This window comes from Nonomuraea sp. NPDC051298, assembly GCF_055586305.1.
In genome coordinates this window covers 1,035,391-1,062,073 of sequence record NZ_JBVJIM010000001.1, presented here as the reverse complement: position 1 = coordinate 1,062,073, position 26,683 = coordinate 1,035,391, and the positions used below count along the sequence as shown (strand labels likewise).

21 protein-coding genes are annotated in these 26,683 nt (G+C 72.5%); 9 read left to right on the top strand and 12 right to left on the bottom strand.

Translation table 11 applies throughout. The features are described 5' to 3' along the window. Window positions 1-492: IS630 family transposase (locus tag ACZ6S0_RS05120; RefSeq protein ID WP_465913334.1), on the top strand; the 492-nt coding region annotated here is incomplete at its 5' end. A 7-nt stretch (window positions 493-499) separates the two neighbouring features. Here the strand turns inward: ACZ6S0_RS05120 and ACZ6S0_RS05115 are convergent. Then, window positions 500-994, bottom strand: a complete 495-nt coding sequence (locus tag ACZ6S0_RS05115; protein ID WP_465913332.1) for a beta-class carbonic anhydrase — start codon at window positions 992-994, stop codon at window positions 500-502. A gap of 138 nt (window positions 995-1,132) precedes the next feature. Here ACZ6S0_RS05115 and ACZ6S0_RS05110 point away from each other — a divergent pair, with 138 nt between their 5' ends. Beyond that, window positions 1,133-1,447, top strand: a complete 315-nt coding sequence (locus ACZ6S0_RS05110) for a hypothetical protein (protein ID WP_465913331.1) — start codon at window positions 1,133-1,135, stop codon at window positions 1,445-1,447. 591 nt (window positions 1,448-2,038) lie between these two features. Here ACZ6S0_RS05110 and ACZ6S0_RS05105 read toward each other — a convergent pair. From ACZ6S0_RS05105 to ACZ6S0_RS05090, 4 genes are all read right to left on the bottom strand, one after another. Further along, window positions 2,039-2,845 carry an SAM-dependent methyltransferase gene (locus tag ACZ6S0_RS05105; protein ID WP_465913329.1) on the bottom strand — a complete coding sequence of 269 codons (807 nt, stop codon included), beginning with the start codon at window positions 2,843-2,845 and terminating at the stop codon, window positions 2,039-2,041. A gap of 82 nt (window positions 2,846-2,927) precedes the next feature. Then, window positions 2,928-3,869: an ABC transporter permease gene (locus ACZ6S0_RS05100; RefSeq protein ID WP_465913327.1), complete on the bottom strand. Its 942-nt coding sequence runs from the start codon at window positions 3,867-3,869 to the stop codon at window positions 2,928-2,930. Next, entirely contained in the window at window positions 3,866-4,900 is a 1,035-nt protein-coding gene (locus ACZ6S0_RS05095; RefSeq protein WP_465913326.1) for a sugar ABC transporter substrate-binding protein, read from the bottom strand. The genes ACZ6S0_RS05100 and ACZ6S0_RS05095 overlap by 4 nt, the downstream gene beginning before the upstream one ends. 116 nt (window positions 4,901-5,016) lie before the next feature. After that, window positions 5,017-5,580, bottom strand: coding sequence for a thioredoxin family protein (locus tag ACZ6S0_RS05090; RefSeq protein WP_465913323.1), 564 nt, complete (start codon window positions 5,578-5,580; stop codon window positions 5,017-5,019). A gap of 34 nt (window positions 5,581-5,614) precedes the next feature. Here ACZ6S0_RS05090 and ACZ6S0_RS05085 point away from each other — a divergent pair, with 34 nt between their 5' ends. After that, window positions 5,615-5,983, top strand: a complete 369-nt coding sequence (locus tag ACZ6S0_RS05085; protein WP_465913321.1) for a VOC family protein — start codon at window positions 5,615-5,617, stop codon at window positions 5,981-5,983. Between the two features lie 101 nt (window positions 5,984-6,084). Here ACZ6S0_RS05085 and ACZ6S0_RS05080 read toward each other — a convergent pair whose 3' ends face one another. Further along, window positions 6,085-9,168 carry a glycoside hydrolase family 3 N-terminal domain-containing protein gene (locus tag ACZ6S0_RS05080; RefSeq protein ID WP_465913319.1) on the bottom strand — a complete coding sequence of 1,028 codons (3,084 nt, stop codon included), beginning with the start codon at window positions 9,166-9,168 and terminating at the stop codon, window positions 6,085-6,087. A gap of 125 nt (window positions 9,169-9,293) precedes the next feature. Further along, window positions 9,294-11,819, bottom strand: a complete 2,526-nt coding sequence (locus ACZ6S0_RS05075; RefSeq protein ID WP_465913317.1) for a DNA gyrase/topoisomerase IV subunit A — start codon at window positions 11,817-11,819, stop codon at window positions 9,294-9,296. Between the two features lie 126 nt (window positions 11,820-11,945). Between ACZ6S0_RS05075 and ACZ6S0_RS05070 the strand changes: the two genes are divergently transcribed. Both ACZ6S0_RS05070 and ACZ6S0_RS05065 read left to right on the top strand, forming a co-directional pair. Continuing rightward, entirely contained in the window at window positions 11,946-12,770 is an 825-nt protein-coding gene (locus tag ACZ6S0_RS05070; RefSeq protein ID WP_465913315.1) for a TauD/TfdA dioxygenase family protein, read from the top strand. 90 nt (window positions 12,771-12,860) lie between these two features. Then, window positions 12,861-14,975: a RecQ family ATP-dependent DNA helicase gene (locus tag ACZ6S0_RS05065; RefSeq protein WP_465913313.1), complete on the top strand. Its 2,115-nt coding sequence runs from the start codon at window positions 12,861-12,863 to the stop codon at window positions 14,973-14,975. Window positions 14,976-15,110: 135 nt separating this feature from the next. Here the strand turns inward: ACZ6S0_RS05065 and ACZ6S0_RS05060 are convergent, their stop codons facing one another. Next, entirely contained in the window at window positions 15,111-16,004 is an 894-nt protein-coding gene (locus tag ACZ6S0_RS05060) for a carbohydrate kinase family protein (protein WP_465913312.1), read from the bottom strand. 181 nt (window positions 16,005-16,185) lie between these two features. Between ACZ6S0_RS05060 and ACZ6S0_RS05055 the strand changes: the two genes are divergently transcribed. The 4 genes from ACZ6S0_RS05055 to ACZ6S0_RS05040 all read left to right on the top strand — a co-directional run bounded on the left by ACZ6S0_RS05055 (window position 16,186) and on the right by ACZ6S0_RS05040 (window position 21,789). Further along, window positions 16,186-18,879: a bifunctional acetate--CoA ligase family protein/GNAT family N-acetyltransferase gene (locus ACZ6S0_RS05055; RefSeq protein ID WP_465913311.1), complete on the top strand. Its 2,694-nt coding sequence runs from the start codon at window positions 16,186-16,188 to the stop codon at window positions 18,877-18,879. A gap of 114 nt (window positions 18,880-18,993) precedes the next feature. Next, window positions 18,994-19,584: a DUF5998 family protein gene (locus ACZ6S0_RS05050; RefSeq protein ID WP_344887289.1), complete on the top strand. Its 591-nt coding sequence runs from the start codon at window positions 18,994-18,996 to the stop codon at window positions 19,582-19,584. A gap of 277 nt (window positions 19,585-19,861) precedes the next feature. Next, entirely contained in the window at window positions 19,862-20,971 is a 1,110-nt protein-coding gene (locus ACZ6S0_RS05045; RefSeq protein WP_465913308.1) for an alkaline phosphatase family protein, read from the top strand. Then, window positions 20,968-21,789: a sulfurtransferase gene (locus ACZ6S0_RS05040; RefSeq protein ID WP_465913306.1), complete on the top strand. Its 822-nt coding sequence runs from the start codon at window positions 20,968-20,970 to the stop codon at window positions 21,787-21,789. The genes ACZ6S0_RS05045 and ACZ6S0_RS05040 overlap by 4 nt, the downstream gene beginning before the upstream one ends. On the opposite strand, the gene ACZ6S0_RS05035 is transcribed toward ACZ6S0_RS05040, so the two are convergent. The 4 genes from ACZ6S0_RS05035 to ACZ6S0_RS05020 all read right to left on the bottom strand — a co-directional run bounded on the left by ACZ6S0_RS05035 (window position 21,723) and on the right by ACZ6S0_RS05020 (window position 26,542). Further along, complete coding sequence (locus tag ACZ6S0_RS05035) at window positions 21,723-24,389, bottom strand: CHAT domain-containing protein (RefSeq protein WP_465913303.1); 2,667 nt, start codon at window positions 24,387-24,389, stop codon at window positions 21,723-21,725. The two genes, ACZ6S0_RS05040 and ACZ6S0_RS05035, sit on opposite strands and share 67 nt — an antisense overlap. 86 nt (window positions 24,390-24,475) lie before the next feature. Next, window positions 24,476-24,922, bottom strand: a complete 447-nt coding sequence (locus ACZ6S0_RS05030) for a hypothetical protein (RefSeq protein WP_465913301.1) — start codon at window positions 24,920-24,922, stop codon at window positions 24,476-24,478. Continuing rightward, window positions 24,919-25,455: an RNA polymerase sigma factor gene (locus ACZ6S0_RS05025; protein ID WP_465913299.1), complete on the bottom strand. Its 537-nt coding sequence runs from the start codon at window positions 25,453-25,455 to the stop codon at window positions 24,919-24,921. The genes ACZ6S0_RS05030 and ACZ6S0_RS05025 overlap by 4 nt, the downstream gene beginning before the upstream one ends. A 73-nt stretch (window positions 25,456-25,528) precedes the next feature. Beyond that, the gene (locus tag ACZ6S0_RS05020; RefSeq protein ID WP_465913297.1) at window positions 25,529-26,542 is read right to left on the bottom strand and encodes a S8 family peptidase; all 1,014 of its coding nucleotides are present in this window, start codon (window positions 26,540-26,542) and stop codon (window positions 25,529-25,531) included. Between the last annotated feature and the right edge of the window lie 141 nt (window positions 26,543-26,683).

The following is a 26,683-nucleotide window of genomic DNA, read 5'->3' as shown; positions in this document are numbered from 1 at the left end:
TGGCGTCCGGCCGGAAGCCCGGCCCGGCTGCGGGCCACCTACAACCGCTACCACGGGGTGATGCACATGATCGCCGCGCTGGATCTGGCCACCGGCAAGCTGTACTACCGCATCCGCCGGCGTAAGCGGTGGCGGGAGTTTCTGTCCTTCCTCAAGACGCTGCGCTCGCGGTGGCCCGGCGAGAGGCTGTATGTGATCATGGACAACTACTCTCCCCACAAGCATCCCCAGGTCCGCGCCTGGGCCGCCGACAACGACGTCGAGCTGGTGTTCCTGCCGACCTACGGCTCGTGGCTGAACTGGATCGAGTCCGAGTTCGCCGCGCTGCGCTATTACGCCCTGAACGGCACCGACCACCGCACTCACGAAGAGCAGAACGCGGCGATCGGTGGCTACGTCCGCTGGCGCAACGCCCGTGCCCAACCGAAGACCAGCTTCGCCGCCACTTCACCCATCCGAAGCTGGACCAGTTACCCGGCCAAGGTTGCGTGACGGGCCACTAGTGCGGGGAGGGCGTCAGGCGGCCCGTACGGACGTCGTAGATGGCACCGGCCACCGGCGTGCCCTCCGGCAGGAACGGCGTGGTACGGATGCGGGTGAGGTCGTGCCGGAGCGCCTCGTTCTGGTCGGGCACCGTGTGGAACTCCAGGCTGCGCGTGTCCACCCCGCGCTCCTGGGTGAGGGTGTGCACGTCTGAGTCGCTCACCTTGGTCATGCCGCAGTCCGTGTGCGGCATGACGAGCACCCGCTCCACTCCGAGCAGGTAAACGGCCAGCACCAAAGTACGCAGTACGTCGTCCGTAACCCGCGCGCCGGCGTTGCGCAGGATCTTGGCGTCGCCGGGCTTCAGTCCCAGCAGTCCGAGCGGGTCGATGCGGGAGTCCATGCAGGTCACCACGGCCAGTCCACGGGCCGCGCGGCCGGTGAGCGTGGAAGTCCCGAACGTCTCGGCGAACTTCGCGTTGGCGGCAAACAGGTCGTCGAACTCACTCATGCCACAAATAATCCCGCACTCCTTTAATGCGGAGCTTCCGGGGTGGCGACTGGCTGGACTTGGCGAACGTCCCACGAAAGTCGCTCACTTTGAGTGATGATGTCGTAGCCGTATGTACATGATCAAAGAAGGTCTGTCGTGAGTAGGTCAGAATCGCTCGCCGCGTATCTCCGCGCCCAAGCCCGGCGCCGCCTCGACCGCGTGGAGTCCAAGGACGATGGCCGCAACGCCAAGTGCGCGCTGGCCCTCCTCGACACCGCCGCCTACGCGGCGGGCCTCCCCGATGACGATCCGCTCATCCTCATGCTCGACCAGGCGGGATGCTTCGGGCCGCTGGGGTGTGAGCAGTTCGACCCTGGGGAGGCGGGCACCAAGCTGATCCGGCACTGGGAGGGTGGCGAGCCGCACGAACTGCTGCTCGCCCTCCCGGCCGCGATCTCCGCCGCGACCTGAGGCTGCGCGGTTCGGTGCCGGTCTGAAGGTTGCGCGGTTCGGTGGCGGTCTGAGGGCTGCGCGGTTGCGTGGCGGTCTGAGGGCTGTGCGGTTGCGTGGCGGTCTGAGGGCTGTGCGGTTGCGTGGCGGTCTAAGGCTGCGCCATGTGGACCCTGAGGCTGCTCCCGGGCCGAGACGGCTCCCGAGCTGGTCGCTCCCGGGCTGCTGGCTTGCGGTCTCCGACGAGGGGCAGGCCCCGGGGGCGAGCCTGTGTGGGTCGGATGAGGGCGAGTTCCCGTGGTGGCGGCCTTGAGGTGGCGGACGAGAGGGCTGGCTCCCGTGGCCGCGCGAAGTGCCGATGGGCTGGGGCGGCGGCGCGGGTCGTGGCCGTGCTGCGGTGGTCACTGGGCCGAGGTGGTGGTGCCGGAGGGCTGGCTTGGTGCCTGTGGGCCGAGGCGATGGTGCCGGATGTGGCTGGTTCGGTGCCTCTGGGTCGAGGCGGTGGTGTCGGATGTGGCTGGTTCGGTGCCTCGGGGGTTAGACGGTGGTGCCGGTTTGTGGCCTTTGGGGCAAGGCGGTGGTGCTGTCGAGGTGCCGGGTTGTGGGGTGGGGTCAGGAGGGTTTGTGGGCGACGCCCACGTACCACCATTCGCCGCCCGCGAGGCCCTTCTCCCACTCCTCCTCGGGCCGCCAGTCCGCCACGTGCGTCACCCCGGGCTCCACCAGGTCGAAGCCGTCGAACAGTTGCTTCACCCGGTCCCGGCTGCGGTGGACGAGGGGCGCGTCCGCGTTCCTGTACACCTCGCGGGCCGCGACCCCGACCTCCGGGTGGGCGTCGTCGGTGAGGTGGGAGACGATCAGCGCGCTGCCGGGCGCCATGCGTTCGCGGAAGGCCGCCACGACGCCCCAAGGGTCGTCCTGGTCGGTCACGCAGTGCAGGATCCCGACGAAGACCACGCCCACCGGCCGGCTGAAGTCGATGAGCCGCTTGGTCTCGGGGTCGTCGAGGATCGAGGCGGGCTCGCGGACGTCGGCGTGCACGATGGTGATGTCCGTGTCGGTGCCGGCCAGGAGGGCGCGGGCGTGGACGACCACCACCGGGTCGTAGTCGACGTAGACGACGCGCGCGTCCGGCTGGATCGTACGGGCGACCTCGTGGACGTTGTTCTGGTTGGGCAGGCCGGTGCCCAGGTCGATGAACTGGTCGATGCCCCGCTCCGCGACATACCGTACGGCGCGGCCCAGAAAACGCCGGTTGGCCAGGCAGATCTCCCTGCTGGGCCCCAGCGCCATGATCTTCTCGGCGGCTTCCCGGTCAGCGGCGAAGTTGTCCTTGCCGCCGAGGTAGTAGTCGTACATCCGCGCCGCGTTCGGGACGTTGGGGTTGATCCCCCTCGGGACGCGCGGGGCGTTGGTCATCTCGGTCCTTCACAGGATTTGTCACGTTATCTGCTGAAAGCAGATCGTAACTTCATTGTCATACAAGATGTCGATCTTTTGGCTAACTCGGTCGATGCCTGAGGGCGTAGTCGATGCTCACGGCGGCCAGGATGAGCAGACCTTCGACGATCGGGCGATAGGTGGAATCCCAGCCGAGCAAGTTGAAGCCGTTGCCGATGAGCGTCAGGATCAGCACGCCCACCATGCCGCGCCAGACGGCGCCCTGACCGCCCAGGATACTGGTTCCGCCGATCACGGCCGCCGCGATGGCCGTCAGCTCCAGCAGCGTCCCCATGTCGGCCTGGGCCGAGCCGCCCCGCGCGGCCAGCACCAGCCCGGCCAGGGCCGCGCAGACGCCGCTGAGCGCGAAGACGCCCACGCGGACCGAGCGCACGCCGACGCCGGAGAGCCGGGCCGCGTCGGGGTTGCCGCCCACCGCGTACACCCGGCGGCCGAACGTGGTACGCGCCAGCAGCACCGTCGTGACCACGGCCGCCGCGACCAACAGGAAGGAGGCGGCCGTGACGCCGCCCACGACGGTGGGCCAGCTCAGCGACTGGAAGCCCGCCAGCCGGTCGGGCCCCGGGTAGACGATCGCGCCACCGGTGATCACCAGCGCCAGGCCGCGGTGCACGATGCTCAGCGCGAGCGTGGCGATGAACGAGTGCACCCGCGTCAGCACCACGACCACGCCGTTCACCGTGCCGAGCAGGGCACCGGTCGCGATGCCCGCGGCGTACCCGGCGGGGACCCCGGCGCTCTCGGTGACGAGCACCGCGACGATCGCGCTCACGGCGAGCACCGCGCCGGCCGACAGGTCGAACACGCCGCCGATCACGCACAGCGTCATGCCGCACGCCAGCAGCCCGACGACGACGGCCTGGTCCAGCAGGTTGACCAGGTTCGCCGAGGTCAGGAACGTGTCGGTGGACAGCGCGAGCACCGCCACGAGGGCGGCGACCGCCAGCAGGATGCCGTGGTCCCGCAGGGTGCGCGCGGTCATTCGTCGTATTCGCCGCTCACCTGGGCCAGCGCGTCCTTGGTCCCCATGCTCGTGCCGGGCTGGACGTCGGTCATGACGTTGGTGTCGGGCACCTGCCTGCCGAGCGCCCTGCCCAGGCCCAGCTCGGCCGCCTTGGCGCCGAGGGTCTTGACCGGCAGGTAGTACGCGGCGAACCAGCGTCCCTCCTGCACCGCCTTGACGGTCTGCCGGGAGGCGCCGTTGGCGATGAACATGACCTCCTTGCCCTCGGCCACCGCCTCGGCCCCGAGGATGGCCTGCGACGCGCCGATGACCACGTCGATGCCGGGCTCCCGCTGCAGCACGTCCTGCATGGCCTTGCGCCCGCTCTCCTGCGTGTAGCCGCCCTCCAGCCGCGCCTTGACGCGGACGTTCGGGGCGGCCTCCAGGGCGCTGACGGCGGCCTGCGTGCGGGCGTTGTCGAGCGGCAGCGCCTTGAGCCCCTCCAGGTAGCCGACCTCGCAGGGGTTCAGCTTCTTGCTCTCGCACGCCTGGACCGCCAGCCTGCCCAGGCCCTCGCCGTTCAGCGTGGGCACGTCGACCAGCGTGATCGTGCCGTCGACCTGCGGCTGGGCGGTGTCGTAGCGGGTGCCGACCGGGGTGAAGTGCACGACGACGGTGACGCCCGCCTGTACGGCCGAGCGGATCGCCGGCACCACGGCCGCCCCGTCGTTGGCCTGCACCACGAACACGTCGAAGCGCTTGGCCGTCACCGCGTCCTGGAGTTGGCGCACCTGGGCCTGGGCGTCGAAGTTCGGGTCGAGGAACTCGGCCGTGGCGCCGTTGGCCCTGGCGTGCTCCTCGATGCCGGCGAACGTGGCCGCCGAGAACGAGTTGGCCTTGGCGAATCCGAAGAACCCGATCCGCTTGGGACCCGCGGAAGCGGCGGCCGAGGTGGCGGCGGAGGTGGCGGAGGCCGGCGGGCCGCCGCCCGAGTTCGGGTCGACGCAGGCGGCGGCCAGCAGCGAGGTCAGTGCCAGGGTGGGTAACGCAGTCCAACGTGCGACCATCATGGTCTCCATTCGCGTCGTCGGCGACTCGCCCGGACTTCGTGGTGATGATCATAGAGAAGCCGGGGCGGGTCGACGAGATGAATGGGGATCGTCACCCGAAATCGGAGAAGTCCGTATCAAGCGGGCGCGTTGCCCGGCTTCCACTTGATGCCGCAGCCGAGCGAGGGGTTCTGCCGCTCGGGTACGGCCTCCCCGTCGAGCACGGCGTCGACCGCGGCCCGCAGGGACGAACCGGTCACCGGCTCGTCGTTGCCAGGCCGCGCGCCGTCGAACTCGCCGCGGTAGACGAGCCGGAACTGGCCGTCGTACAGGAAGAAGTCGGGCGTGCAGGCCGCCCGGTACGCCTTGGCCACCTCCTGGGTGTCGTCCAGCAGGTACGGAAACGTGAACCCGGCCCGCGCCGCCTGCTCCGCGAGATGCGTCGGATCGTCGTCGGGGTAGTTCACGCTGTCGTTGCTGCAGATGGCGACAACGGACAGCCTGGCACCGTAGTCTCTGGCGAGGGTGCCGAGGCCGGCTTCGATGTGGCGTACGTACGGGCAGTGGTTGGAGAGGAAGACCACCACAGTGGCGGGTGAGCCCTTGAGGTCTTCGAGTGAGACGCTGCCGCCGTCGATGGCGGTCAGATCGAAGGCGGGCGCGGGAGTACCGAGCGGGACCATGAACGAATTGGCAGCCATGGCATCCATTGTCGTCGGAGAAAGGTGGAGAGTGATGGGCGGCATCGCCGAGTTCAGGTCCGTCGTGTTGGACTGCCGCGACCCACAGGGGCTGGCCGGGTTCTACTCCAGGCTGCTGGGCCGGCCGGTGACCTCGGTCGAGGACGACTGGGTGGTGGTCAGCGACGGCTCGTTCCCGCGGCTGGCCTTCCAGCTCGCGCCCGACCACCAGCCGCCGGTGTGGCCCGACCCCGATCGGCCGCAGCAGTTCCACCTCGATTTCACGGTGCAGGACATGGACGCGGCGGAGGCCGAGGCGATCAAGATCGGGGCGGTCAAGCACGAGCACCAGCCCAGCGAGGACGACAGCTTCCGGGTGTTCCTCGACCCGGCGGGCCACCCCTTCTGCCTCTGCCTCCCCTGACGAATGCCGTCCTGACGAATCCTCCCTCACGAATGCCCTGACTAAGCTGCCTGCCCTGACGAAGCCGGGACCGGCCCGCGCGGGGCCGGTCCCGTGATGGGTCAGCGAGTGGCCTGGGCCAGCAGGTTCACCGCCTTCCTCAGCTCGCCCTCGGCCAGCTCGTGATCGGCCGACGCCTGCAGGTCGGGCCGCTTGCCCGCGCTCTGCGCGATGTCCCTGGCCACCGAGACGACGGCGTCGTCCACCGCGTACGAGTCGCTCTTCGAACGTTCGAGCAGCGACGCCGCCGTGCCGAGCGCGCCCAGCACCGCCCGCGGGTCGCGGACCGAGCCGTCGGCGTTCCAGTGGCGGCCTGACAGGACAAGGGTCAGCGCCGCCGCCGCGCCCTTGGCCGGGCCGTCGCCGCGGGCCAGCTCGTCCCTGGCGGCCTTGAGCCGGTCGCGGGCCCGGTCGGTACGCAGCCCCCACCCGTAAGGGAAGAGCGGGTCGTACGAGGCGTCACCCACGTTGATCGGCACCTGCTCCGCCGACCTGAACCAGGTGAACGGCAGCCGCCCGGTGTAGGGCACGGCGCCGAACAGCGGATCGGCCACCCCGTCGCCCTCGGTGCCGGGCAGCCAGGCGGCCACCACGGCCTCGACGCCGGAGAGGTCGCCCAGCGACAGCGGCCGCCCGGAGACCACCAGGACGACGCACTTCACGGCCCCGCACACCTTGTCGACCGCCGCCCGGTCGGCCGCCGACAGCTCCAGCGTGCGACCGGCGCGGCCCACGTCGCCCTGCCCCTCGGCGTACGGGGTCTCGCCCACCACCACGACGCCGACGTCGTGCCCGGCCGGGTCGGCCGAGGCGTCGCGTGACCAGGTCACGGAGGCGGCGCGGGAGCGGACGGCCTGCAGGATCGTGGTGCCGGGCGTGATCGGTCCCGACGAACCCTGCCAGGTGATCGTCCAGCCGCCCGACTGGTTGCCGATGTCGTCGGCGTTCGAGCCGGCCACGTACACCTTGGCGTCGCGGCGCAGCGGCAGCAGCCCGCCGTCGTTCTTCAGCAGCACCTGGGACTTGGCCGCGGCCGTGCGGGCGACCGCGCGGTGCGCCGCCGAGCCGACGTCGCCGAGGCGTGAGCGGTCGGCGTACGGGCGCTCGAACAGCCCGAGCCGGAACTTCTGGGTCAGGATCCTGGCCACCGCGTCGTCCACCCGGGCCATCGGCACGCGCCCGGCCTCGACCTCGGCCGTGAGCGCGCCGGTGAACTGCGGGTACGCGTACGGCACCATGATCATGTCCAGCCCGGCGCCGACCGACGTGCGCACGTCGGTGGCGTAGTCGCCGGGGAGCTGGTCGATGGCCGCCCAGTCGCTGATCACGAACCCCTCGAACCCGAGCCGGTCCTTGAGCGTCCCGTTGATCAGCTCGTCGTGGGCGTGCATCTTCAGCGGCCCGTCGCCGAAGTCCACGCTGGAGAACGAGGGCATCACGGTGGCCACGCCCCGCTCGACCGCCTCCTCGAACGGCCGCAGGTGGATCGCCTCCAGCTCCTCCCTGCTCACCTTCGTGACGCCCTGGTCGATCGTGTAGTCGCCGGTGGTCGAGGAGCCGTACGCGGTGCCGCCGTCGCCGGCGTAGTGCTTGGCGGTGGCCAGCACCCCGTTGTCCTGCAGCCCGTCGACGATCGTGGCCATCCGGGTCACCAGCGCGGGGTCCTCGCCGAACGACTCGTACGCGCGGCCCCAGCGGTCGTCGCGCGAGACGCACAGGCACGGCGCGAAGTTCCACGGGATGCCCGTGGCCCTGACCTCCCTGGCCGTGATCTTGCCCGTCCGCTCGACCAGCGCCGGGTCACGGGTGGCGCCCAGGCCGACGTTGTGCGGGAAGATCGTGGCTCCGACCACGTTGTTGTGGCCGTGCACCGCGTCCACGCCGTAGATCAGCGGCACCTGCAGGCGGGTCTGCCGGGTCTGGAGCTGGAAGGCGTCGATCATGTCGGCCCACGCCTCCGGGGTGTTCCGCGCCGGGGTCGAGCCGCCGCCCGACAGCAGGGAGCCCAGCCGGTAGGCGGCGATGTCGCTCTGCTTGGCCAGCGCCCCGCGCTCGGCCTGGGTCATCTGGCCGACCTTCTCCTCCAGCGTCATCCTGGACAGCAGGTCGGCCACGCGCTCCTTGACGGGCTTGCGGGCGTTCAGGTACGGGAGGCCGTGGGCGTTGATCACGACCACCGGCGCCTCGGCGGGCGGCCTGGTGCCCGTGCCGGACAGCTCGATCGGGATGGTCTCTGCCACCTCGTCCTGCCCGTCACGCAGGGTCTTGACGGTGAACGTCCTGGACGACCCGGACGCCGTGCCCGCCGGGAACGCCAGCGTGCCCTCGACGGCGGTGTAGTCCGCGCCGGGGGTCGCGGTGCCCGTGCCGGTGCGGTAGCCGACGGCCAGGTCGGCGGTGAGGGGCGTGCCGGTGGCCGTGGCGATCGTGACGGTGACCTCGGCCTCGCCCTTCTCGTTCACCGGGTGGACGGGGGCGGCGGTGGACAGGCGTACCGGGCGTGGGGGAGCCGTGCCGTACACCTGGACCTCGTCCCAGAGCAGCGTGCCGGACGCGGTGGGCAGGCGCATCGCGTAGCCCCAGACGGCGACCAGGTCCAGCTCGCCGTCCGTCGGCGCGCCGCCCGGCTGGTAGTCGGCGCGGCGGGTGAAGCTCGCGAACGGCACCTCCACCTTCCGCCAGCCGGCCGCGTCGTCGGTGAACGACGACTCGAACAGCTCCGCGTTGCCGGGGCCACCGCCGCCGTCCTTGAGCTCGAAGAAGATCCGCTGCCCTGAGCCGGTGCCGTTCACCCAGAACGAGAAGCCCTCGTACGGGGACCAGTCCTGCGTCACGGGCAGGTCGTGGGACCAGCCGCCCCATTGGCTGACCTGGTAGACGGACTTGAGCGCCCGGTTGGCCGCGGGGGCGCCGGGGCGGTCGGGGGCCTGTTCGACGGTGAGCGCGGGGGTCGAGGCGGCGTCGTTGCCCCAGGCGTACACGCCGGTGGGGACGCCGTCGGACTCGAAGTCGGTGACGGTCTGCGGATCGGCGGCGGTCGCGGCCTGCGCAGGCGGCAGGGCGGCCAGCAGGCCGGACAGCAGTGCCGTGACCAGGGGGACGATCAGGGCTGGCGCCCCCCGTAAGGGGCGTTTGGGTCGGGACACGTTACCTCCAGTGCTGAGAGAGCGCTCTCTCAAAGGAGATCGTCGTCCGGGCCGGTTTCATAACAACGCCGTGCCCGCCGAGGTGCGGGAGCGCCACGTACGGCGCTCCCGCTCGGGGCCGGGCGTCACTCGTCGGCGGAGCCGTCGTCCTCCGGCGCCGCGGACGGTGCCGCGCCGCCGGGCAGGGCCTCAGGAGTGGCGGCCAGGGCGCCGCCGACCGCGCCGATGGTGTGGGTCAGTCGCACCCCGGATCCGTCGCGCCGCCCCACCTCGTCGGGCAGCGGCACCGGCTTGCCCACCGCCGAGACCGCCTTGGCCGGAGCCGGGCCCGCCCAGGCCAGCAGCAACTCGTCCTCGCCCTTGAGGAAGCGCTGGGCCCGCACGCCGCCGGTGGCCCGGCCCTTGGCGGGGAACTCGGCGTAGTCGGACACCTTGCCGCCGCCCACCTGCGTGCCGGGCAGCGCCGTGGAGGAGCCGGCGACGGTGACGACCGTGGCCGGGGCGCCGGGATCGACCACGCCGAACCAGACCACCCGGGCGCCGTCGTCGAGCCGGATGCCGGCCATGCCGCCCGCCGGCCGCCCCTGGGGCCGCACGAGCGCGGCGGAGAAGCGCAGGAGCTGCGCGTCGGAGGAGATGAACACCAGGTCGTGCGACTCGGACACCAGCTCGACCGCGCCCACCACGCTGTCGCCGTCTTTCAGGGTGATCACTTCGAAGTCGTCGCGGTTGGCCGGATAGTCGGGCACCACCCGCTTCACCACGCCCTGCGCCGTGCCCAGCGCCAGCCCCGGGCTCTCTGGATCGAGCGAGCCGAGGCCGACCACCTTCTCGTCGGGCTGCAGCGACACGTATTCGGACACCGGGTGCCCGCCCGACAGCGACGGCGGGTTGGCCGAGGGCGGCAGCGTCGGCAGGTCGACGACCTGGACCCGGATCAGCCGGCCCAGCGAGGTGACCACGCCGACCTCGCCGCGCACGGTCGTGCGTACGACGTTGACCAGCACGTCGTGGGCCGCGCGCTCGCCCTCGCCCGGCAGCGGCGTGGCGTCGGAGGTGCGGGCCAGCAGCCCGGTGGAGGACAGCAGGGCCAGGCACGGGTCATCGGCCACCTGGAGGTCGACCACCGGCGTGCGGGTGACGCCGGGCGCCTCCAGCAGCACCGTACGGCGCGGCGTGCCGTATTTCTTGGCCACGTCGCCCAGCTCGCCCGACACCACCTGGCGCAGCTTCGTCTCGGAGGAGAGGATCTCCGTCAGCTTGGCGATCTCGTCGCTCAGCGTCTCCTTCTCGTGGTCGAGCTCCAGCTTGTCGAAGCGGGTCAGGCGGCGCAGCGGCGTGTCGAGGATGTAGGCGGCCTGGATCTCCGTCAGCCCGAACACCTCCATCAGCCGCTCGCGCGCCTGCGCCGAGTCGTCGGAGGCGCGGATGACCCGGATGACCTCGTCGATGTTGAGCAGCGCGATGATGAGGCCGTCGACCAGGTGGAGGCGCTCCTCGCGCCTGCGCCGCCGGTACTCCGACCTGCGCCGCACGACCTCGATCCGGTGGTCGACGTAGACCTGCAGCAGCTCGCGCAGCCCGAGCGTGCGCGGCTCGCCGTCGACCAGGGCGACGTTGTTGATGCCGAACGTCTCCTCCATCGGCGTGAGCCGGTAGAGCTCCTCGAGGACCGCCTCGGGGATGAAGCCGTTTTTGATCTCGATGACCAGCCGCAGGCCCTTGTGCCGGTCGGTGAGGTCTTTGAGATCGGCGATGCCCTGGAGCTTCTTGCTGGTCACCAGCTCCTTGATCTTGGTGACCACGCGCTCGGGGCCGACGTTGTAGGGCAGCTCGGTGACGACGATGCCCTTGCGCCGGGGCGTGATCTGCTCGACCGCGCACCTGGCCCGCATCCGGAACGTGCCACGCCCGGTCTCGTACGCGTCGCGCACGCCCTGCAGCCCGATGATCGTGCCGCCTGTCGGCAGGTCGGGCCCAGGCACGAACCTCATCAGCTCGTCGAGCGTCGTGTCGGGCTTCTTGATGAGGTGGCGGGCGGCGGCCACGACCTCGGCGAGGTTGTGCGGCGCCATGTTGGTGGCCATGCCGACCGCGATGCCGCTGGTGCCGTTGACCAGCAGGTTGGGGTAGGCCGACGGCATGACGACCGGCTCGGTCTCCTGGCCGTCGTAGTTGGGCTTGAAGTCGACGGTGTCCTCGTCGAGCGACTCGACCATGAGCATCGCCGCCGGGGCCAGCCTGGCCTCGGTGTAACGCATGGCGGCGGGCAGGTCGTCGGGCGAGCCGAAGTTGCCGTGCCCGTCGACCAGCGGCAGCCGCATCGAGAACGGCTGCGCCAGGCGCACCAGCGCGTCGTAGATGGCGCTGTCGCCGTGGGGGTGCAGCTTGCCCATGACGTCGCCGACGACGCGGGAGCACTTGACGTGCCCCCGGTCGGGACGCAGGCCCATCTCGCTCATCGAGTAGAGGATGCGCCGCTGCACCGGCTTGAGACCGTCACGAGCGTCGGGCAGCGCCCGTTGGTAGATCACTGAGTAGGCGTACTCGAGGTAGCTCGCGCGCATCTCGGAGGAGACGTCGATGTCGACGATGCGCTCCTCGAAGTCCTCGGGCGGGGGTGCAGTCGTGCGTCGGGCCATGTCGAACATTGTGCCGAAGGTATTCGGGTGCCCGCGACTCGTTGCCCACTCATTGTGCGAATGTCGTGCTTGACCAAGCAATTGCTTGGGTCGTACGTTCGGGGTCGAGGGTTCCCACCTGACTCCGGAGGCGTCATGATCGAGTTCCATCCCGTGACCAAGCACATCGGCGCCGAGGTCACCGGGGTCGATCTGCGCAAGCCGCTCTCGCCGGACCAGGTCGCGACCCTGCGGGCGGGGTGGCTGCGGCACCTCGTGCTGTTCTTCCGCGACCAGCACATCGACGACGAGCAGCACCTTCAGTTCGCGCTCAACTTCGGCACGCTCAACCACCCGGCCTTCAAGAAGGACGCCACCAGCCCCATCCACGTGCTCGACCAGACCTCGCCCAAGGGGGAGGGAGGCGACGAGTGGCACAGCGACAACACCTTCGAGCCGACGCCGCCGATGGGCTCGCTGCTGCGCTGTGTGCAGCTCCCGAGCGTGGGGGGCGACACGTGCTGGGCCAACACGTGCCTGGCGTACGAGACGCTCTCGCCGCCCGTCCAGCGGCTGTGCGACGAGCTGACGGCCGTCCACGACATCACCATGTCGATGAGGAAGGCGATCTCGAAGGGGCATCCGTTCGACCTGGCGGAGATCCAGGCCAGGTGGCCGCCGGTGGAGCGGCCCGTCGTACGCGTGCACGCCGAGACGGGGCGCAAGGCGCTGTTCGTCAACCGGGCCTCGACGACGCGGCTGGTGGGGTTGAGCGACCGGGAGAACGAGGCGCTGCTGCCGTACCTGATCGACCACATCCGCTCCCCGGAGTTCCAGCTCCGGCTGCGGTGGCGGCCCGGCACGCTGGCCTTCTGGGACAACCGCCCGACCCAGCACTACGCGGTGGCCGACTACACCGAACGCCGCCGCATGCACCGCGTCACCGTCAACGCCTTTCCCGAGCACGCCGACCCCTCCTGAGCCCGCCCGCCGCTCCTCGGCGCCGGCCCGGCGCGGTGGTTCGCAGGGAAGCGGCGCATTCCGTCGGGCGGAGCTGGTAACAAGGGAGGCATGATTGACGCCCCCGATGCCGGGATGCTGCGGGAAGAGGCCGAGGAGCGCCTGCGGGCGCTGGCGGGTGAGCACGCCGTGCTCCGTGACGACCAGTGGGCCGCCATCGAGGCCCTCGTGGTCGGCCGCCGCAGGGTGCTGGTGGTGCAGCGCACCGGCTGGGGCAAGTCGGCCGTCTACTTCGTGGCCACCGCCCTCCTGCGCGAGCTGGGCGAGGGCCCCACGGTCATCGTCTCGCCGCTGCTGGCCCTCATGCGCAACCAGATCGCCGCCGCCGAGCGCGCCGGCATCAGGGCGGTCACGATCAACTCCGCCAACCCCGAGGCGTGGGAGGAGATCTACGGCCAGGTCGCCGACGGGATGGTCGACCTGCTGCTGGTCAGCCCCGAGCGGCTCAACAACCCCGACTTCCGCGACAACGTCCTGCCCGAGCTGGCCGAGAGCGCCGGTCTCGTGGTGGTCGACGAGGCCCACTGCATCTCCGACTGGGGCCACGACTTCAGGCCCGACTACCGCAGGCTGTCCACGCTGTTCGCGGACCTGCCGCCGGGCATCCCCGTCCTGGCCACCACCGCCACCGCCAACGCCCGCGTCACCCGCGACGTGGCCGAGCAGCTCCGCCTGCCCCCCGAGCTGCGGCCCGACGGCGACGACACGCTCGTGCTGCGCGGGCCGCTGGAGCGCGAGAGCCTCCACCTGAGCGTCGTCCGCCTGCCCGGCGCCGAGCAGCGCCTAGCCTGGCTGGCGCAGACGCTGCGCGAGCTGCCCGGCTCCGGCATCGTCTACACGCTCACCGTGGCCGCCGCCCACGAGATCGCCGGCTACCTGCGCGAGCAGGGCTTCGAGGTGGCCGCCTACTCGGGCCAGACCGAGCCGGCCGAGCGGCTGGCGGCGGAGGAGGCGCTGCTCGGCAACACGATCAAGGCGCTGGTGGCCACCAGCGCGCTCGGGATGGGCTTCGACAAGCCCGACCTCGGGTTCGTGGTGCACATGGGGGCGCCGCAGTCGCCGGTCGCCTACTACCAGCAGGTCGGCCGGGCCGGGCGCGGCGTCGAGCGCGCCGAGGTGATCCTGCTGCCCGGGGCGGAAGACCGCGAGATCTGGTCCTACTTCGCCTCGCTGGCCTTCCCGCCCGAGCCCGTCGTACGCACCACGCTCCAGACCCTGGAAGAGCGGGGCGTCATGTCCACCCCCGCCCTGGAGACCGCCGTCGACCTGAGCCGCAGCCGCCTGGAGATGATGCTCAAGGTCCTCGACGTCGACGGCGCGGTCCGCCGGGTCAAGGGCGGCTGGGAGGCCACCGGGGAGCCGTGGGCCTACGACGCCGAGCGCTATGCCCGCATCGCCGCCGAGCGCCGCGCCGAGCAGGACGCCATGCTCGCCTACCTGACCACCACCGAGTGCCGCGAGCGGTTCCTGCGCGGGCACCTCGACGACGAGAGCGCCACGCCGTGCGGCCGCTGCGACAACTGCACGGGCCGGCACCGCTCGCCCGACATCGGCGCGCAGGCCGTCGAGAGCGCCCGCGAGCGGCTGAGCAGGCCGGGCGTGGAGATCGAGGCCCGCAGGCAGTGGCCGACCGGCCTGGCCGACCTGTCCGGGCGGATCAAGCCCGACCTGGGCGCCGAGCCCGGCAGGGCGCTCGGGCGGCTGACCGACATCGGCTGGGGCAACCGGCTGCGGGAGCTGTTCGGCGGCGACGACGGGGACGTGCCCGACGACGTGTTCGCGGCCGTGGTCAAGGTGCTGTCGGCGTGGGAGTGGCGCGAGCGGCCGGTGGCCGTCGTCAGCGTGCCCTCCGCGACGCGGCCCAAGCTGGTGCGCGGGTTCGCCGAGCGGCTGGCGCAGATCGGGCGGCTTTCGTACCTGGGGGAGCTGGGCTACCGGGCGGGCTCGCCGGGGCGGCAGTTCAACAGCGCCAAGCGGGTGCAGGCGATCAGGGCCACGCTGGCCATGCCGAAAGACGTGGGCGCCGCGATCGCCGCGTGCGGCGGGCCCGTCCTGCTGGTGGACGACCGCGTCGACACCGGGTGGACGATGACGCTGGCGGCGGCCCAGGTGCGCCACGCGGGCGCCCCCGCCGTGCTGCCGCTGGCGCTGGCGGTCACGAGCTAGCGGTCACACCGACCCGACGACCCGCGCGGGCCGCCACGCGCGGCCCGGAGACTCGAACAAGCCGCGCGGTCGTGAAACGACGAGCCCGGAGGACTCGAACGAGCCGCGCGGTCGTGAAAACGGCGGGCGCAGGGCCTAGAACGGCGGGCGGGCGCCCAGGTGCATGATCGCCTTGGCCGCCAACCGGCAGCCCGAGGCCAGCGCCTCGGCCGGAGGCTTGCCCTCCAGCCACACGGGCAGGAACCCGGCGCAGAACGCGTCGCCCCCGCCCGTGCCATCGACGATCTTGTCGACCGGGTCGGCGGCCACGTGCACGGGGTCGGGGCGGCCGTTGCTGAACCACAGCGCGCCGTCGGCGTTCATCTTGATCACGACCTGCGGGAACCACGCGGTCAGCACCTTGGCCGCGGCCTCGGGGTCGTCGCGGCCGGTGAGCACCTTCGCCTGGTCGGTGTTGGCGAACAGCAGCTTGACGCCGTTGGTCCACTCGAGGAACGGCTCGGCGCCCGTGCGCTCCAGCGGCGCGCTGGAGGCGCAGTCGACCGAGATCGACATGCCGGTGCGTCTGGCCATGTCGAGCGCCGCGAGACCGGCGTCGCGCGAGCCCTCGTTGATCAGCGTGTAGCCGGAGATGTGCAGATGGGACCCGGAGGCGAACAGATCGCGCGGCAGGTCGTCCGGCGACAGCGCGGCGTTGGCGCCGGGGTCGGACAGCATGGTGCGCTCGCCCTTGTGCGTCACGAGCACCACGCAGGTGCCGGTGGGCCGCTCGGGATCCATGACGAGCCGGGCGTCCACGCCGTAGCCCATCAGCTCCATGTCACGGTTTCGCCCCGTGATGTCGGCTCCCCTGCGGCCGATGAAGGCCACTTCGGCACCTTCGACGGCCAGCCAGGAAGAGATGTTCGCCCCAGAACCACCGCCGTGCATCGTCACGATCGCCGGGGTGTCGCTGGCGCGGGCGAGCGCATAACGGGCGCGCGCCACCGCGTCGGTCATGAGATCACCCACCACGACGACCCGCGTCATGATGTCACCACCTTGCTGCCTTCAGATCGAGCCGGGCTACGGCAAAACGCCACCGTAAACGTAACAGCTTCAGGGCTGCCCGTGGGGCGTACCTCCGACACCCGGTAACAGTCGATGCACAAGCGTTGCCCAACAAGGCCCTCGGTCTTGGCATTTGGGATGCGGGTTTACGCTCGGGACTGTGGAGGCACAGTATCCGGCCCACTGGGAGGCCGACGTCGTCCTGGCCGACGGTGGCACCGCGCACGTCAGGCCGATCCGGCCCGCCGACGCCGACCGTCTCCGCTCGTTCTACTCCCGCCTGTCCGACGAGTCGATCTACTTCCGGTTCTTCGGGCCCCGGCCCCGGTTGTCCGACAGGGAGGTCGAGCGCTTCACCAACGTCGACTACCTCAACCGGGTCGCCCTGATCGCCACCATCGGCACCGAGATGGTGGCCGTGATCCGCTACGACCGCACAGGTCCGGGCGAGGCCGAGATCGCCTTCCTCGTCGAGGACGCCCACCAGGGCAGGGGAGTGGCCTCCGTCCTGCTGGAGCACCTGGCCGAGACCGCCCGCGAGCGCGGCATCGAACGTTTCGTCGCCGACGTCCTGCCCGCCAACATGCGCATGACGGGGCTGCTGCGCCAGGCCGGCTACACGGCGCAGAGCCAGTTCGAGGACGGCGTCGTCCGCATGACCCTCGACCTCACTCCGACCGACACCTCGGCCGAGGTGCGGGCCGCCCGCGAGCACCGCGCCGAGGCCCGCTCGATCGCCCGCCTGCTCACCCCCGGCTCCGTCGCGGTCGTCGGCGCCTCGCGCGAGCTGGGCGGCGTGGGCCAGACCGTCCTGCGCAACCTGCTGGCGGCCGACTTCACCGGGCCCGTCTATCCCGTGCACCGGGAGGTGCGGGCGGTGGCGGGCGTGCGCGCGTACCCGAGCGTGGGGGCGATCGACGGCGAGGTCGACCTGGCCGTGGTCGCCGTGCCCGCCGAGGGCGTGCTCGACGTCGTCGAGGAGTGCGCGGAGAAGGGCGTGCACGGCCTGGTCGTGGTCTCCTCCGGGTTCGGCGAGACCGGCGCCCAGGGCCGGGCCAGGCAGGACGAGCTGGCCCGCATCGCCCGCTCCTACGGCCTGCGCGTCGTGGGCCCCAACTGTCTCGGCATCGCCAACACCGACCCGGCCGTCAAGCTCAACGCCACCCTCGCCGCCACCGTGCCGGGCCGGGGCAAGGTGGGCTTCTTCAGCCAGTCGGGCGCGCTCGGCACCGCGCTGCTGCAGCGGGTGGCGCAGCGCGGCATGGGCATCTCGTCGTTCGTCTCCGCGGGCAACAGGGCCGACGTGTCGGGCAACGACCTGCTGCAATATTGGGAGGAGGACGACTCCACCGAGGTGATCCTCCTCTACCTGGAGTCGCTCGGCAATCCGCGCAAGTTCGCCCGGCTGGCCAGGCGAATCGCCCGCCGCAAGCCCATCGTGGTGGTCAAGAGCGGCGGCACCCCCTCCGGGCACTCGGCGGAGGAGCTGGGGCTGCCCGACTCGGCGATCAGCTCGCTGTTCGAGCAGGCGGGGCTGATCAGGGTCGACGACCTGATCCAGCTCTTCGACGTGGGGCAGTTGCTGGCCTACCAGCCGCTGCCCGCCGGGCCGAGGGTCGCGCTGGTGACCAACTCCGACGCGCTCGGCCTGCTGGCCGCCCACGCCTGCCGCGCCGCCGGTCTCGACCCGCGCCCGCCGGTCAACCTGGGCGCGTCCGCCGGGCCAGCCGAGTACGGCACGGCCCTCGGCGGCGAACTGGCCTCCCCCGAGGTGGACGCCGCCGTCGTGATCTACATGCCGCCGATCCCCGGCGAGACCGACGAGGTGGCGGCCGAGCTGCTGCGGGTGTCGAAAGACGCGGGCAAGCCGGTGCTCGCGACGTTCCGCGGGCACCTGGGCATGCATCCGGCCCTGCGCCTGCCGGGCGACGGGCCCGCACGCGGGTCGATTCCGTCGTACGCGGCCCCCGAGGAGGCCGTGCGCGCTCTCGCCCGCGTGGTGCGTTACGCGAAGTGGCGGGCGCGACCGGTGGTGCCGCCGCCCGAGCTGGACGGCATCGACACCGCCCGCGCCAGGGCCCTGGTAGGGGAGAGCCTGCGGGGCTGCGCCGCTCCCGAGTCCCAACCCGGGGGCACGTCCGGGGGCGCGCCCGTCGGCGGGCCCGTCGGCGGGTTCGCGCAGGCGGGGCCGCCGGTCGAGATCGACGCCGCCGAGCTGCTGTCCTGCTACGGGGTGACCGTCTGGCCCGCCGAGACCGTACGCTCGCCCGACGACGCGGTGGCCGCCGCAGGACGGCTCGGCTGGCCCGTGGTGGTCAAGGTGGCCGACCCCGGGGCCGCGCGCCGGGCCGGTACCGTACGCCTGGGGCTCACCGGGCCCGAGATGGTCCGGCACGCGTACGCCGAGCTGCTCGGGCCGGGCGCGGGGGTGGAGCTGGCCGTGCAGCGGATGGCGCCGCAGCCCGCCGTGCCGACGGTCGTGGGCGTGGTCGAGGATCCGGCGTTCGGGCCGGTCGTGACGTTCGGGCTGGGCGAGGTGACCGCGCGCCTCCTGCTCGACCAGGGCTTCCGCCCGGCGCCGCTGACCGGGGAGGACGCCGCCGACCTGGTGCGGTCCGTACGCGCCGCGCCCCTGCTGTTCGGCCAGTACGGCTACCCGCCGGTGGCCGTGCACGCCCTGGAAGACCTCCTCGTACGCGTCGGCCGCCTGGCCAACGACCTGCCGGAGGTGGCCCGCCTCGACCTCGACCCGGTGCTCGTGGGCGAGTCCGGCGTGATGATCCTGGGCGCCTGCGCCACCCTGCGCACCCCGGCGGGCCCGCGCCTCGACGGCGGTCCCCGGCGGCTGTCGTGATTCGCCCTGAGCGAAGAAAGTGGCAAAAATTACCCGCTGTTGCCCTGCGTAAGACGTTATAGAGCGTTATGTGCGGCGGATGAGTGCGCAGCCCGTCCCTGGCAGGATGGAGCCATGAGGGAAACCCGAGTCTCAGCCGCGGGCCTGCGTGAAGCGATCGAGCGCAGCGGCTACTACCCCGACCTCGTCACCGATGCGGTCGAATCCGCGCTGGGCAAGGAGGCCGTGACCGCGTTCGTGGTCCATCACGAGGCGACCTTCGATCCCGCGATGGAGGTGCGCAGGCACGTCACCGTGCTCGTGCTGTCGGCGACGCGGCTGCTGGTCTGCCACACCGACGAGCACCCGGCGGTCGAGGGCGTCTCGGCGTCCCACGCCTCCACCACCACCGAGGCGGTGCGCCTGAGCCGCGTCCAGTCGGTCGCCGTCACCCGCGTGGTGCCCGACCCCGCCTCCTACGTCCCCGGCGTCCCTCCCACGGAGGCGACGCTCACCATCGGCTGGGGCGCCATCTCCCATGTCGACCTCGAGCCGGCCACCTGCGGCGACGAAAACTGCGAGGCCGACCACGGCTACACGGGCGCGATCACGGCCGACGACCTGTCACTGCGGGTCAGCGAGGCCGCCGACGGGCCCGAGGCGGTCACCCACGTCCTGTCCTTCGCCAAGGCACTCTCGGAGGCCACCGCCCGCGCCGTGGCCTGACGCCCCGCCCGCCCCCTCCCTCCCGTGGCGCGGCCCTCCTCCCGGCGCGACGGCCACTTCACCGCGCCCCTCTCCCGCCGCTCACCCGCCCGGCACCTGCGCTCCCTTCGCGCCCCTTCCGCCCGGTAGCGCCCCAGGAAACCCATCGGTCCCCCACATCACCCGTTCTCGCACGGGCTCGGCCCGCCCGCGCCTGAAGGCCCCGGCCGTCAGGACGGCGGGGCGCGTCGAGCCCGCGAGCCGGGTACGGGAGATCACGAGAGGTTACACTGAGGGCATGCTGGTGCCGGGTTACGGCGGCGGGTCGCTCGCCGATCTGCCGGGCTCACTGCTGGCCGCGCTGGGCCTGCGCGAGCCCAACGCGCTGGCGCTCGAGCCGGCCGACCGAGTCTGCCTCTTCCTGGTCGACGGCCTCGGCGCCGAGCTGCTCAGCGCCCACCCCGAGACCGCCCCCTTCCTGTCCGCGCTCCAGAGCAGGACGATCACCGCCGGTTTCCCCGCCACCACCGTCACCAGCCTGTGCTCCCTGGGCACCGGCCTGACGCCGGGCGAGCACGGCATGGTGGGCCTCATGCTGGCCGTGCCCGGCACCGGCCACCTGTTCAACTGCCTGCGCTGGACCCTCCCCGGCGGCCGCACGATCGACCCCGACGAATGGCAGCCGGCCCCCACCGTCTACGAGCGCGCCGCCGTCGCCGGCGTCGAGTCCGTCTACGTCGCCCCCGCCGAGTTCGAGGGCACCGGCCTGACCAGGGCCGTCTACCGCGGCGTACGCTACGTTCCCGCCGACACCGTCGATGAGCGGGTCGCCCGCGTCCACGAGGCCCTGCGCGAGCGGCGGGCCCACGTCACCGTCTACTACGGCGACCTCGACGCCGCCGGGCACATGACGGGCTGGGGCAGCGAGGAGTGGCTGCGTCAGCTCGCCGTCGTCGACGACATGGCGGCGCGCCTGGCCGAGGGCCTGCCGCCCGGCTCGGCCCTCTACGTCACCGCCGACCACGGCATGGTCAACGCCACCGAGAAGATCGACGCGGAGACCGTCCCCGAGCTGACCGAGGGCGTGGCGCTGCTCGGCGGCGAGGCCAGGGCCAGGCACGTCTACACCCGCCCCGGCGCGGGGAAACAGGTGCTGGAGGCGTGGCGCGAGACCCTCGGCGGCAAGGCGTGGGTGGTGTCCAGGCAGGAGGCGGTCGAGTCGGGCTGGTTCGGCCCCCGCGTACGCGACGCGTGGCTCGAACGCATCGGCGACGTCGTGGCCGTGCCCCGCGGCGGCCTGGCCATCACCGCTCCCAGCAGGCATCCGCTCGAGGCCCTCTTCACCGGCTACCACGGCTCGCTGACGCCGGCCGAACAGCACGTCCCGCTCCTGGAGGTACGCCCGTGACCAGCCCGCTCATCACTCCCGCCGATCTTGCCGCGCTCGACGGCGCGACGGTGCTCGACGTGCGCTGGCGACTCGGCGGGCCGCCCGGGCTGGAGTCGTACCGTGAGGGCCACATCGGCGGGGCCGTCTACTGCGACCTCGACACCGACCTCGCGGCCCCTCCCGGTCAGGGCGGGCGGCACCCGCTGCCGGGCGCGGCGGCGTTCCAGGACGCGATGCGGCGGCTGGGCGTCCGCGGCGGGCGTCCGGTGGTGGTCTACGACGACGCCGCCGGCACCGTCGCCGCCAGGGCCTGGTGGACGCTGCGCTACTTCGGACACGACGACGTACGCGTGCTCGACGGCGGCCTGCCCGCCTGGATCGCGGCCGGGCTGCCGATCACCAAGGAGGTTCCCGAGCCGGTGGAGGGCGACTTCACCGCGCGTCCCGGCGGCCTGCCGGTGCTGACGGCCGACGAGGCGGCGGCCCTGCCCGGCCGGGGCGTGCTGCTCGACGCCCGAGCGGGCGAGCGTTACCGGGGCGAGGTGGAGCCGGTCGACCCGGTGGCCGGGCACGTTCCCGGGGCGGTCAGCGCGCCCACGACCGGCAACGTCGGGCCCGACGGCAGGTTCCTCGACCCGCGGGAGCTGCGGGCCCGCTTCGCCGGGCTGGGCGTGGGCGAGGGGGTCGAGGCCGGGGTCTACTGCGGCTCCGGGGTGACGGCCGCCCACGAGGTGCTGGCGCTGGAGGTGGCCGGCCTGCCGGCGGCACTTTACGCGGGCTCCTGGTCCGACTGGGTGTCCGACCCGTCCCGCCCCGTCGCCACCGGCCCCTCGTAGGCACGGCGCCCCTGGTAGAGCGGCTGGTCGCCTGCCCCGAAGCAGGCGAAGCCGTTCTCGCCCGTCTTGGCCGCCGCGCACGCCAGCGCCGCGTCCGGCGGCTCCCCGGCGGCCACCAGCTCGTGGAACGCGCTCATCACCGCCCTGGCCGCCTCGTCCCGCACCGGCACCATCCCCGCGATCACGCAGGACGACCCCTTGGCCAGGAACGTCCCCGGCAACCCCAGCGGCGCCCCCTCCATCGGCGTCCGCGACATCCCCGAGTTGCACGCCGACAGCACCACCAGCCCCGCCGAACGGGCGACGTCCAGCAGGTCGTAGGCCATGAGCGAGCCGTCCTCCAGCGTGATGCCCGACACCAGCGGGCTGCGCGCGTGGAACACCCCGTGGGCCGCCAGGTGAACGACGTCCACCTCGGCCAGCGCCTCCAGCACCGGCACGATGCGCCCGGGAACCTGCCGCCCGCCCGGATGGCAGGCCAGCACGTGCGCCACTTCGGCGTGCGCGTGCGCCAGCGCCGGACCGGCCGCCGCCGCCACGGAGGGCGGCCCGGCCGTACGGGAGCGCCGGGACCTGCGGGCCCGCATCCAGGCCGCCGCGCCGGCCGCCACGCTGACCGGCCGTTCGCGCAGGCACGGAAGCGCGCCCCAGGGCAGCGTGTGCAGCGTGCTCACCGGCACGACCACCAGGGGCCGGTCGCCGAGGTCGGCGCGCAGCGGGCCCAGCACCAGCTCTTCCAGCTCGTCGGCGGCCGTCTCGACGTCGTGGCGGCGGCTCGGATGGCGCAGCGCGTACCGCAGGCGTACGATCCCCTCCCGCACCTGCCGCACGCCGCCCAGCCGCCGCAGCGACAGCCGCTCCCTGGCCACCAGCACGGCCAGCAGCGCGTCACCGTCGGCCACGTACTCCACCAGCGCGCCCCGCCCCAGCTCGGCCCCGACCCGGTCGGGCTCCACCAGGGCGCCCCCGTGCGCGGGAGCGGCCACCGCCCGCCACCGCTCCGCCCACTCGAACACCTGCCGCGCGCACCCGTCACGCACCGCCAGCTCCAGCCCGTACGCCGCCAGCCGCGCCCCCGCCCTGGCCGCGTGCGCGCGCAGCGAGGGGTCATCGAACGTCTCCACCCGCTCGCTCACCTCGGCCAGCCCGTCGCGCACCGCGCGGAAGGCGGCCGGGAGGTCGTTCCGCAGCTCGGCCTGGAGGGCCAGCGCGTGCCGGCGAACCGGCGCCGGGATCCGTGTCGCCTGCGCGAGCCGCCTGGCGTGGCGTTCCGCGTCGCGCGAGGTGTCGGGCGAGGTGCCGGGTGAGGTGCCGGGCGCGGTCACGTGGGTGCCGGGCGGCGTCGTCCGTTCGGTGCGTTCGGTGCGTTCGGTGCGTTCGGTGCGTTCGGTGCGTTCGGTCAGCCGGGCGAGCTGGGCCAGGGCGGTCGGGCGGTCGTCCACGGACAGCGCCGCCTCGGCCGCCACCAGCCGCAGCGCCGCCGCGTCGGCGCGGTGGACGTGCCCGTACTCCAGCTCGTCCGAGCACGCGATCAGCTCGGCGACCAGCTCCGGGGTGACGGGTTCGAGGGCCAGCCGCGAGCGCAGGGTGACCTCCCTGGCCAGCGGCAGCCACGTCGTACGCTCCTGCGCCGCCAGCTCCGCCGTCGCCACCTCGGCCACCTGCCCGGCCCGGTGCGGGTCGCCGGTCAGCAGCTCCACCTGGGCCAACTTGAGCCGGGCCTCGGCCAGCGCGGTGTGCGCGCCCGACGCCTCCAGATCGGGTACGGCCAGGTTCAGCATCGCCCTGGCCTCGCCGGGCAGGTGGACGGCCAGCAGGGCCCCGGCGAAGTCGGCCCGCATCGTGGCCAGCCGTTCTGGGAAGCCGTACAGGGTGTCCTCGGCCTCGGCGTAGTGCTGGAACGCCCCCGCGACGTCGCCCCTGCGTACGGCGAGGAAGGGCAGGTTGGCGACGGACAGGCGGATCAGGTGCCGCAGCCCGGCCTGCCGGGAGAGACTCAGGCAGGCGGTGAGGTCGCGCATGGCGGCGTTCCAGTCGCCGCGGTAGGAGTGGATGAGGCCGCGGTTGAGCAGCCCGCCGGCCAGGAACCTGCGGTCGTCGATCGTGCCGGGCGCGGCCACGAGGGCGCGTAGCGCGCGGTCGCACGAGGCGAGGGCCTCCTGGTGGCGACCGAGGTGGGCCAGGGCGACCGCGCGCTGGGTGTCGAGCTTGGCGCGGTCGAGCGGGGATAGGTAGGCCCAGGCCAGGGCGGCCACGCGCAGGGCGGGCAGGGGGTGGCCGCGCTCGGTGCGCACGGTGACGAGGGAGAGCCGCGCCTGGGCGATCCGCTCAGGCGGGGCGGCCGAGGTGGCGATGGCCTCGCGCAGGTGGTGCTCGGCGGCCTCGAGGTCGCCCAGCTCGCGGGCGGCCAGCGCGATCGACCTGAGCGCCACGACCTCGGCCTCGGTCTGGCCGGTGCGCCGGGCGTGGGCGAGGACGGCGCGGGCCGCGCGCATGGCGTGGCCGGGGTCGATCAGGGATCGCGTCAGGGCGGCCTCGGCCGCCTTGACGAGCGGATGGATGCCGTCGCGTGGGACGTGTCCGTCCGGTGTTGCGCTCATGGCCGGCCTCGGTCGGGGGACGGCCGGGAGCAGGGCGCAGCTCTCCCGGCGAGGTCATTGGCGGATCAGGGACGGGGCAGGAACGATCAGGGGCGGATGCGTACCCAGGTGGTCTGTATGGGCGGGTGGCCGGGCCGGTGACACACCACGCTGAGCCAGCCGGGCGGCAGGCCGGTGGCGACGAAGTGGCCGGTCTGGGCGATGCGTCTGGTGAGCGTCATGTGGGGGGATCGCACGTCGACGAGCGTGCCCTCTCCTGGGTAGGGGGAGATGTGCCCGGCGATGTCGATGAGCCCGTCGCCTTCCGTCACCTCCAGGTCGAAGGTGAGGCCGTCGGCGACGAAGCGCACCAGGTGCGAGTTGTCGTCGTCGCGCACGCTGCGGATCGTGGAGGACTCGGCGTGCACGGCGGTCACCGCCTGCGGGACCCGAAGCCGGTAGGCGTCACGTGCGGCGGCGGACACGTGCTGGGGGATCGGGTCGTTCCCGGAGGCCAGCCGGAGGGCTGCCAGGAAGTATTCGTCGTTGATCATTGCGCTGTCTCCTGTAGTGAGAGCAGGGTGCGCAGTTTCTCCAGGCAACGGGATTTGGTCGGGCCGACGCTGCCCGGGGGCAGCTCCAGCCGGGAGGCCACCTGCTGGTTGCTGAGATCGTTCGCGACCAGCAGGAGCAGGGTGCGGCAGGGCTCTGGCAGGGTGGCCACCTGCTCCCAGAGCAGGCGCCGGCCGTCGGCCTCGAGTACGGCCGACAGTGGGTCGGGGTCGCCGACCACCTCGGAAGGGGAGATCGCCGAGACCGCCTTCCGCTGGATCAGCAGGGCCTCCCTGCGCACGGTGGTGGCCAGCCAGCCTCCCACCCGCGCCGGGTCCCTGAGGTCGTGGACGTGCTGCAGCAGGCGCAGCCAGGCTCCCTGAACGGCGTCAGCGGCGTCGGCGGGGCTCAGGCCGCACGCGCGGGCGACCGCCCACATGCGCGGCCCGAACCTCGATTCGAGCTCGTCCCAGGCCGACCCGTCGTCGTCGGCCGCGGCTGCGAGTAGCTGCGCCGGATCACGGTGATCACGCATCCGCGCCTCCTTTCACCCGGTACGGGGAGGCGGTTCTGCCTCCCCGTGATTGACCGGGGACTGAGCGTAAACTCTACAGACTCGCCGAGAAGAGAACCCCCAGATCGGTAATTTGCGGGGCCTCCTCGGAGTCGAGCAGCCGCCTGATCCACTCCGTCGCGGGCTCGTGTCTGGCCGCGTCGGCGACGGCGCCGGCCACCAGCGCGGTGGCGAACGACGTGCCGCTCCAGGCCGCGTAGCCGCCGAAGTCTCCGGTGTCCAGATAACTGCTGGTCAGCCAGTCGCCGGGGGCGCACGCGTCGACCCAGGTGCCGTAGCCGGAGTAGGGGGCCCTGCGCGGCTCGCAGGCGTCCACGGCCGCCACGCCGACCACCCCGGGCAGCGCGGCGGGCCAGAAGGGGCGGTCGGAGGCGGTGTTCCCGGCGCAGGCCACCGTCACCGTGTCGGGCAGGGCGGCGATGGCGTCCGACAGCAGGGGCGGCGGGCGGTCGTCGAAGGTGTGGCAGCCGAACGACAGGTTGAGCACCTGCGGGGGCCGTTCGCGCATGCGGTGCAGGGCGCGTACGACGCCGGCCTCGTCGCCGAGCCCGTCGCCGTCGAGCACCCGGCGCACGCGCAGCGACACGCCCGGTGCGCGGCGCGTCAGCAGACCGGCGATGAACGTGCCGTGCCCCGCCTGCGCGCCCTCGGTGGCGTCGGCGTCCTCGGGGCCGAGGCGGTCGTACCAGTCGGCGTCCGACCACCAGGGATGGTCGGCCACGCCGGTGTCGAGCAGGCCCACGACCACGTCGGAGCGGGCCCGGCCGGGTTTGAAGGGGACGGGGGGAGCGGGGAACGGCCGGGAGGCGGGACCGCCGAAGAACAGGGGCTGGCCGCGCAGCACGTGGTTGGGCGACGCCCGGATGCCCTGGTCGCGCAGCTCGGCGGTGACCTCGCGGGGATCGGCGCCGTCCGTCAGGTGGAGGACGCAGACGCCGTCCGCCTCCGAGACCGCCTGCGTCCAGCGGGACGCGGCGCTCAGCGCGGCGCGGTCGGTCAGCACCTGACCTGGGCGGATGAGCGCCTCACCGACTGATTGGATGTTCATGAGCGGGTTTCCTTCCCGCGTGGGAGGGCACTGTCACCCGCCACTCCCGCACCAACTTGGTATGGCCCCCCACTGGTGCCGGATGACGACCGACGGTAGTCTCTCCCTAGTCACTTGTGATCATCCTGGGGCGAGGCCGTT

Excerpts from the sequence above, each read along its gene's own strand:
- ACZ6S0_RS05030 (WP_465913301.1), bottom strand. The coding sequence starts at position 24,922 with ATGATCAACGACGAATACTTCCTGGCAGCCCTCCGGCTGGCCTCCGGG.
- ACZ6S0_RS05070 (WP_465913315.1), top strand. The coding sequence starts at position 11,946 with ATGATCGAGTTCCATCCCGTGACCAAGCACATCGGCGCCGAGGTCACC.
- ACZ6S0_RS05060 (WP_465913312.1), bottom strand. The coding sequence starts at position 16,004 with ATGACGCGGGTCGTCGTGGTGGGTGATCTCATGACCGACGCGGTGGCG.
- ACZ6S0_RS05035 (WP_465913303.1), bottom strand. The coding sequence starts at position 24,389 with ATGAGCGCAACACCGGACGGACACGTCCCACGCGACGGCATCCATCCG.
- ACZ6S0_RS05115 (WP_465913332.1), bottom strand. The coding sequence starts at position 994 with ATGAGTGAGTTCGACGACCTGTTTGCCGCCAACGCGAAGTTCGCCGAG.
- ACZ6S0_RS05075 (WP_465913317.1), bottom strand. The coding sequence starts at position 11,819 with ATGTTCGACATGGCCCGACGCACGACTGCACCCCCGCCCGAGGACTTC.
- ACZ6S0_RS05045 (WP_465913308.1), top strand. The coding sequence starts at position 19,862 with ATGCTGGTGCCGGGTTACGGCGGCGGGTCGCTCGCCGATCTGCCGGGC.
- ACZ6S0_RS05050 (WP_344887289.1), top strand. The coding sequence starts at position 18,994 with ATGAGGGAAACCCGAGTCTCAGCCGCGGGCCTGCGTGAAGCGATCGAG.
- ACZ6S0_RS05025 (WP_465913299.1), bottom strand. The coding sequence starts at position 25,455 with ATGCGTGATCACCGTGATCCGGCGCAGCTACTCGCAGCCGCGGCCGAC.
- ACZ6S0_RS05095 (WP_465913326.1), bottom strand. The coding sequence starts at position 4,900 with ATGATGGTCGCACGTTGGACTGCGTTACCCACCCTGGCACTGACCTCG.
- ACZ6S0_RS05085 (WP_465913321.1), top strand. The coding sequence starts at position 5,615 with ATGGGCGGCATCGCCGAGTTCAGGTCCGTCGTGTTGGACTGCCGCGAC.
- ACZ6S0_RS05105 (WP_465913329.1), bottom strand. The coding sequence starts at position 2,845 with ATGACCAACGCCCCGCGCGTCCCGAGGGGGATCAACCCCAACGTCCCG.
- ACZ6S0_RS05020 (WP_465913297.1), bottom strand. The coding sequence starts at position 26,542 with ATGAACATCCAATCAGTCGGTGAGGCGCTCATCCGCCCAGGTCAGGTG.
- ACZ6S0_RS05065 (WP_465913313.1), top strand. The coding sequence starts at position 12,861 with ATGATTGACGCCCCCGATGCCGGGATGCTGCGGGAAGAGGCCGAGGAG.
- ACZ6S0_RS05100 (WP_465913327.1), bottom strand. The coding sequence starts at position 3,869 with ATGACCGCGCGCACCCTGCGGGACCACGGCATCCTGCTGGCGGTCGCC.
- ACZ6S0_RS05090 (WP_465913323.1), bottom strand. The coding sequence starts at position 5,580 with ATGGCTGCCAATTCGTTCATGGTCCCGCTCGGTACTCCCGCGCCCGCC.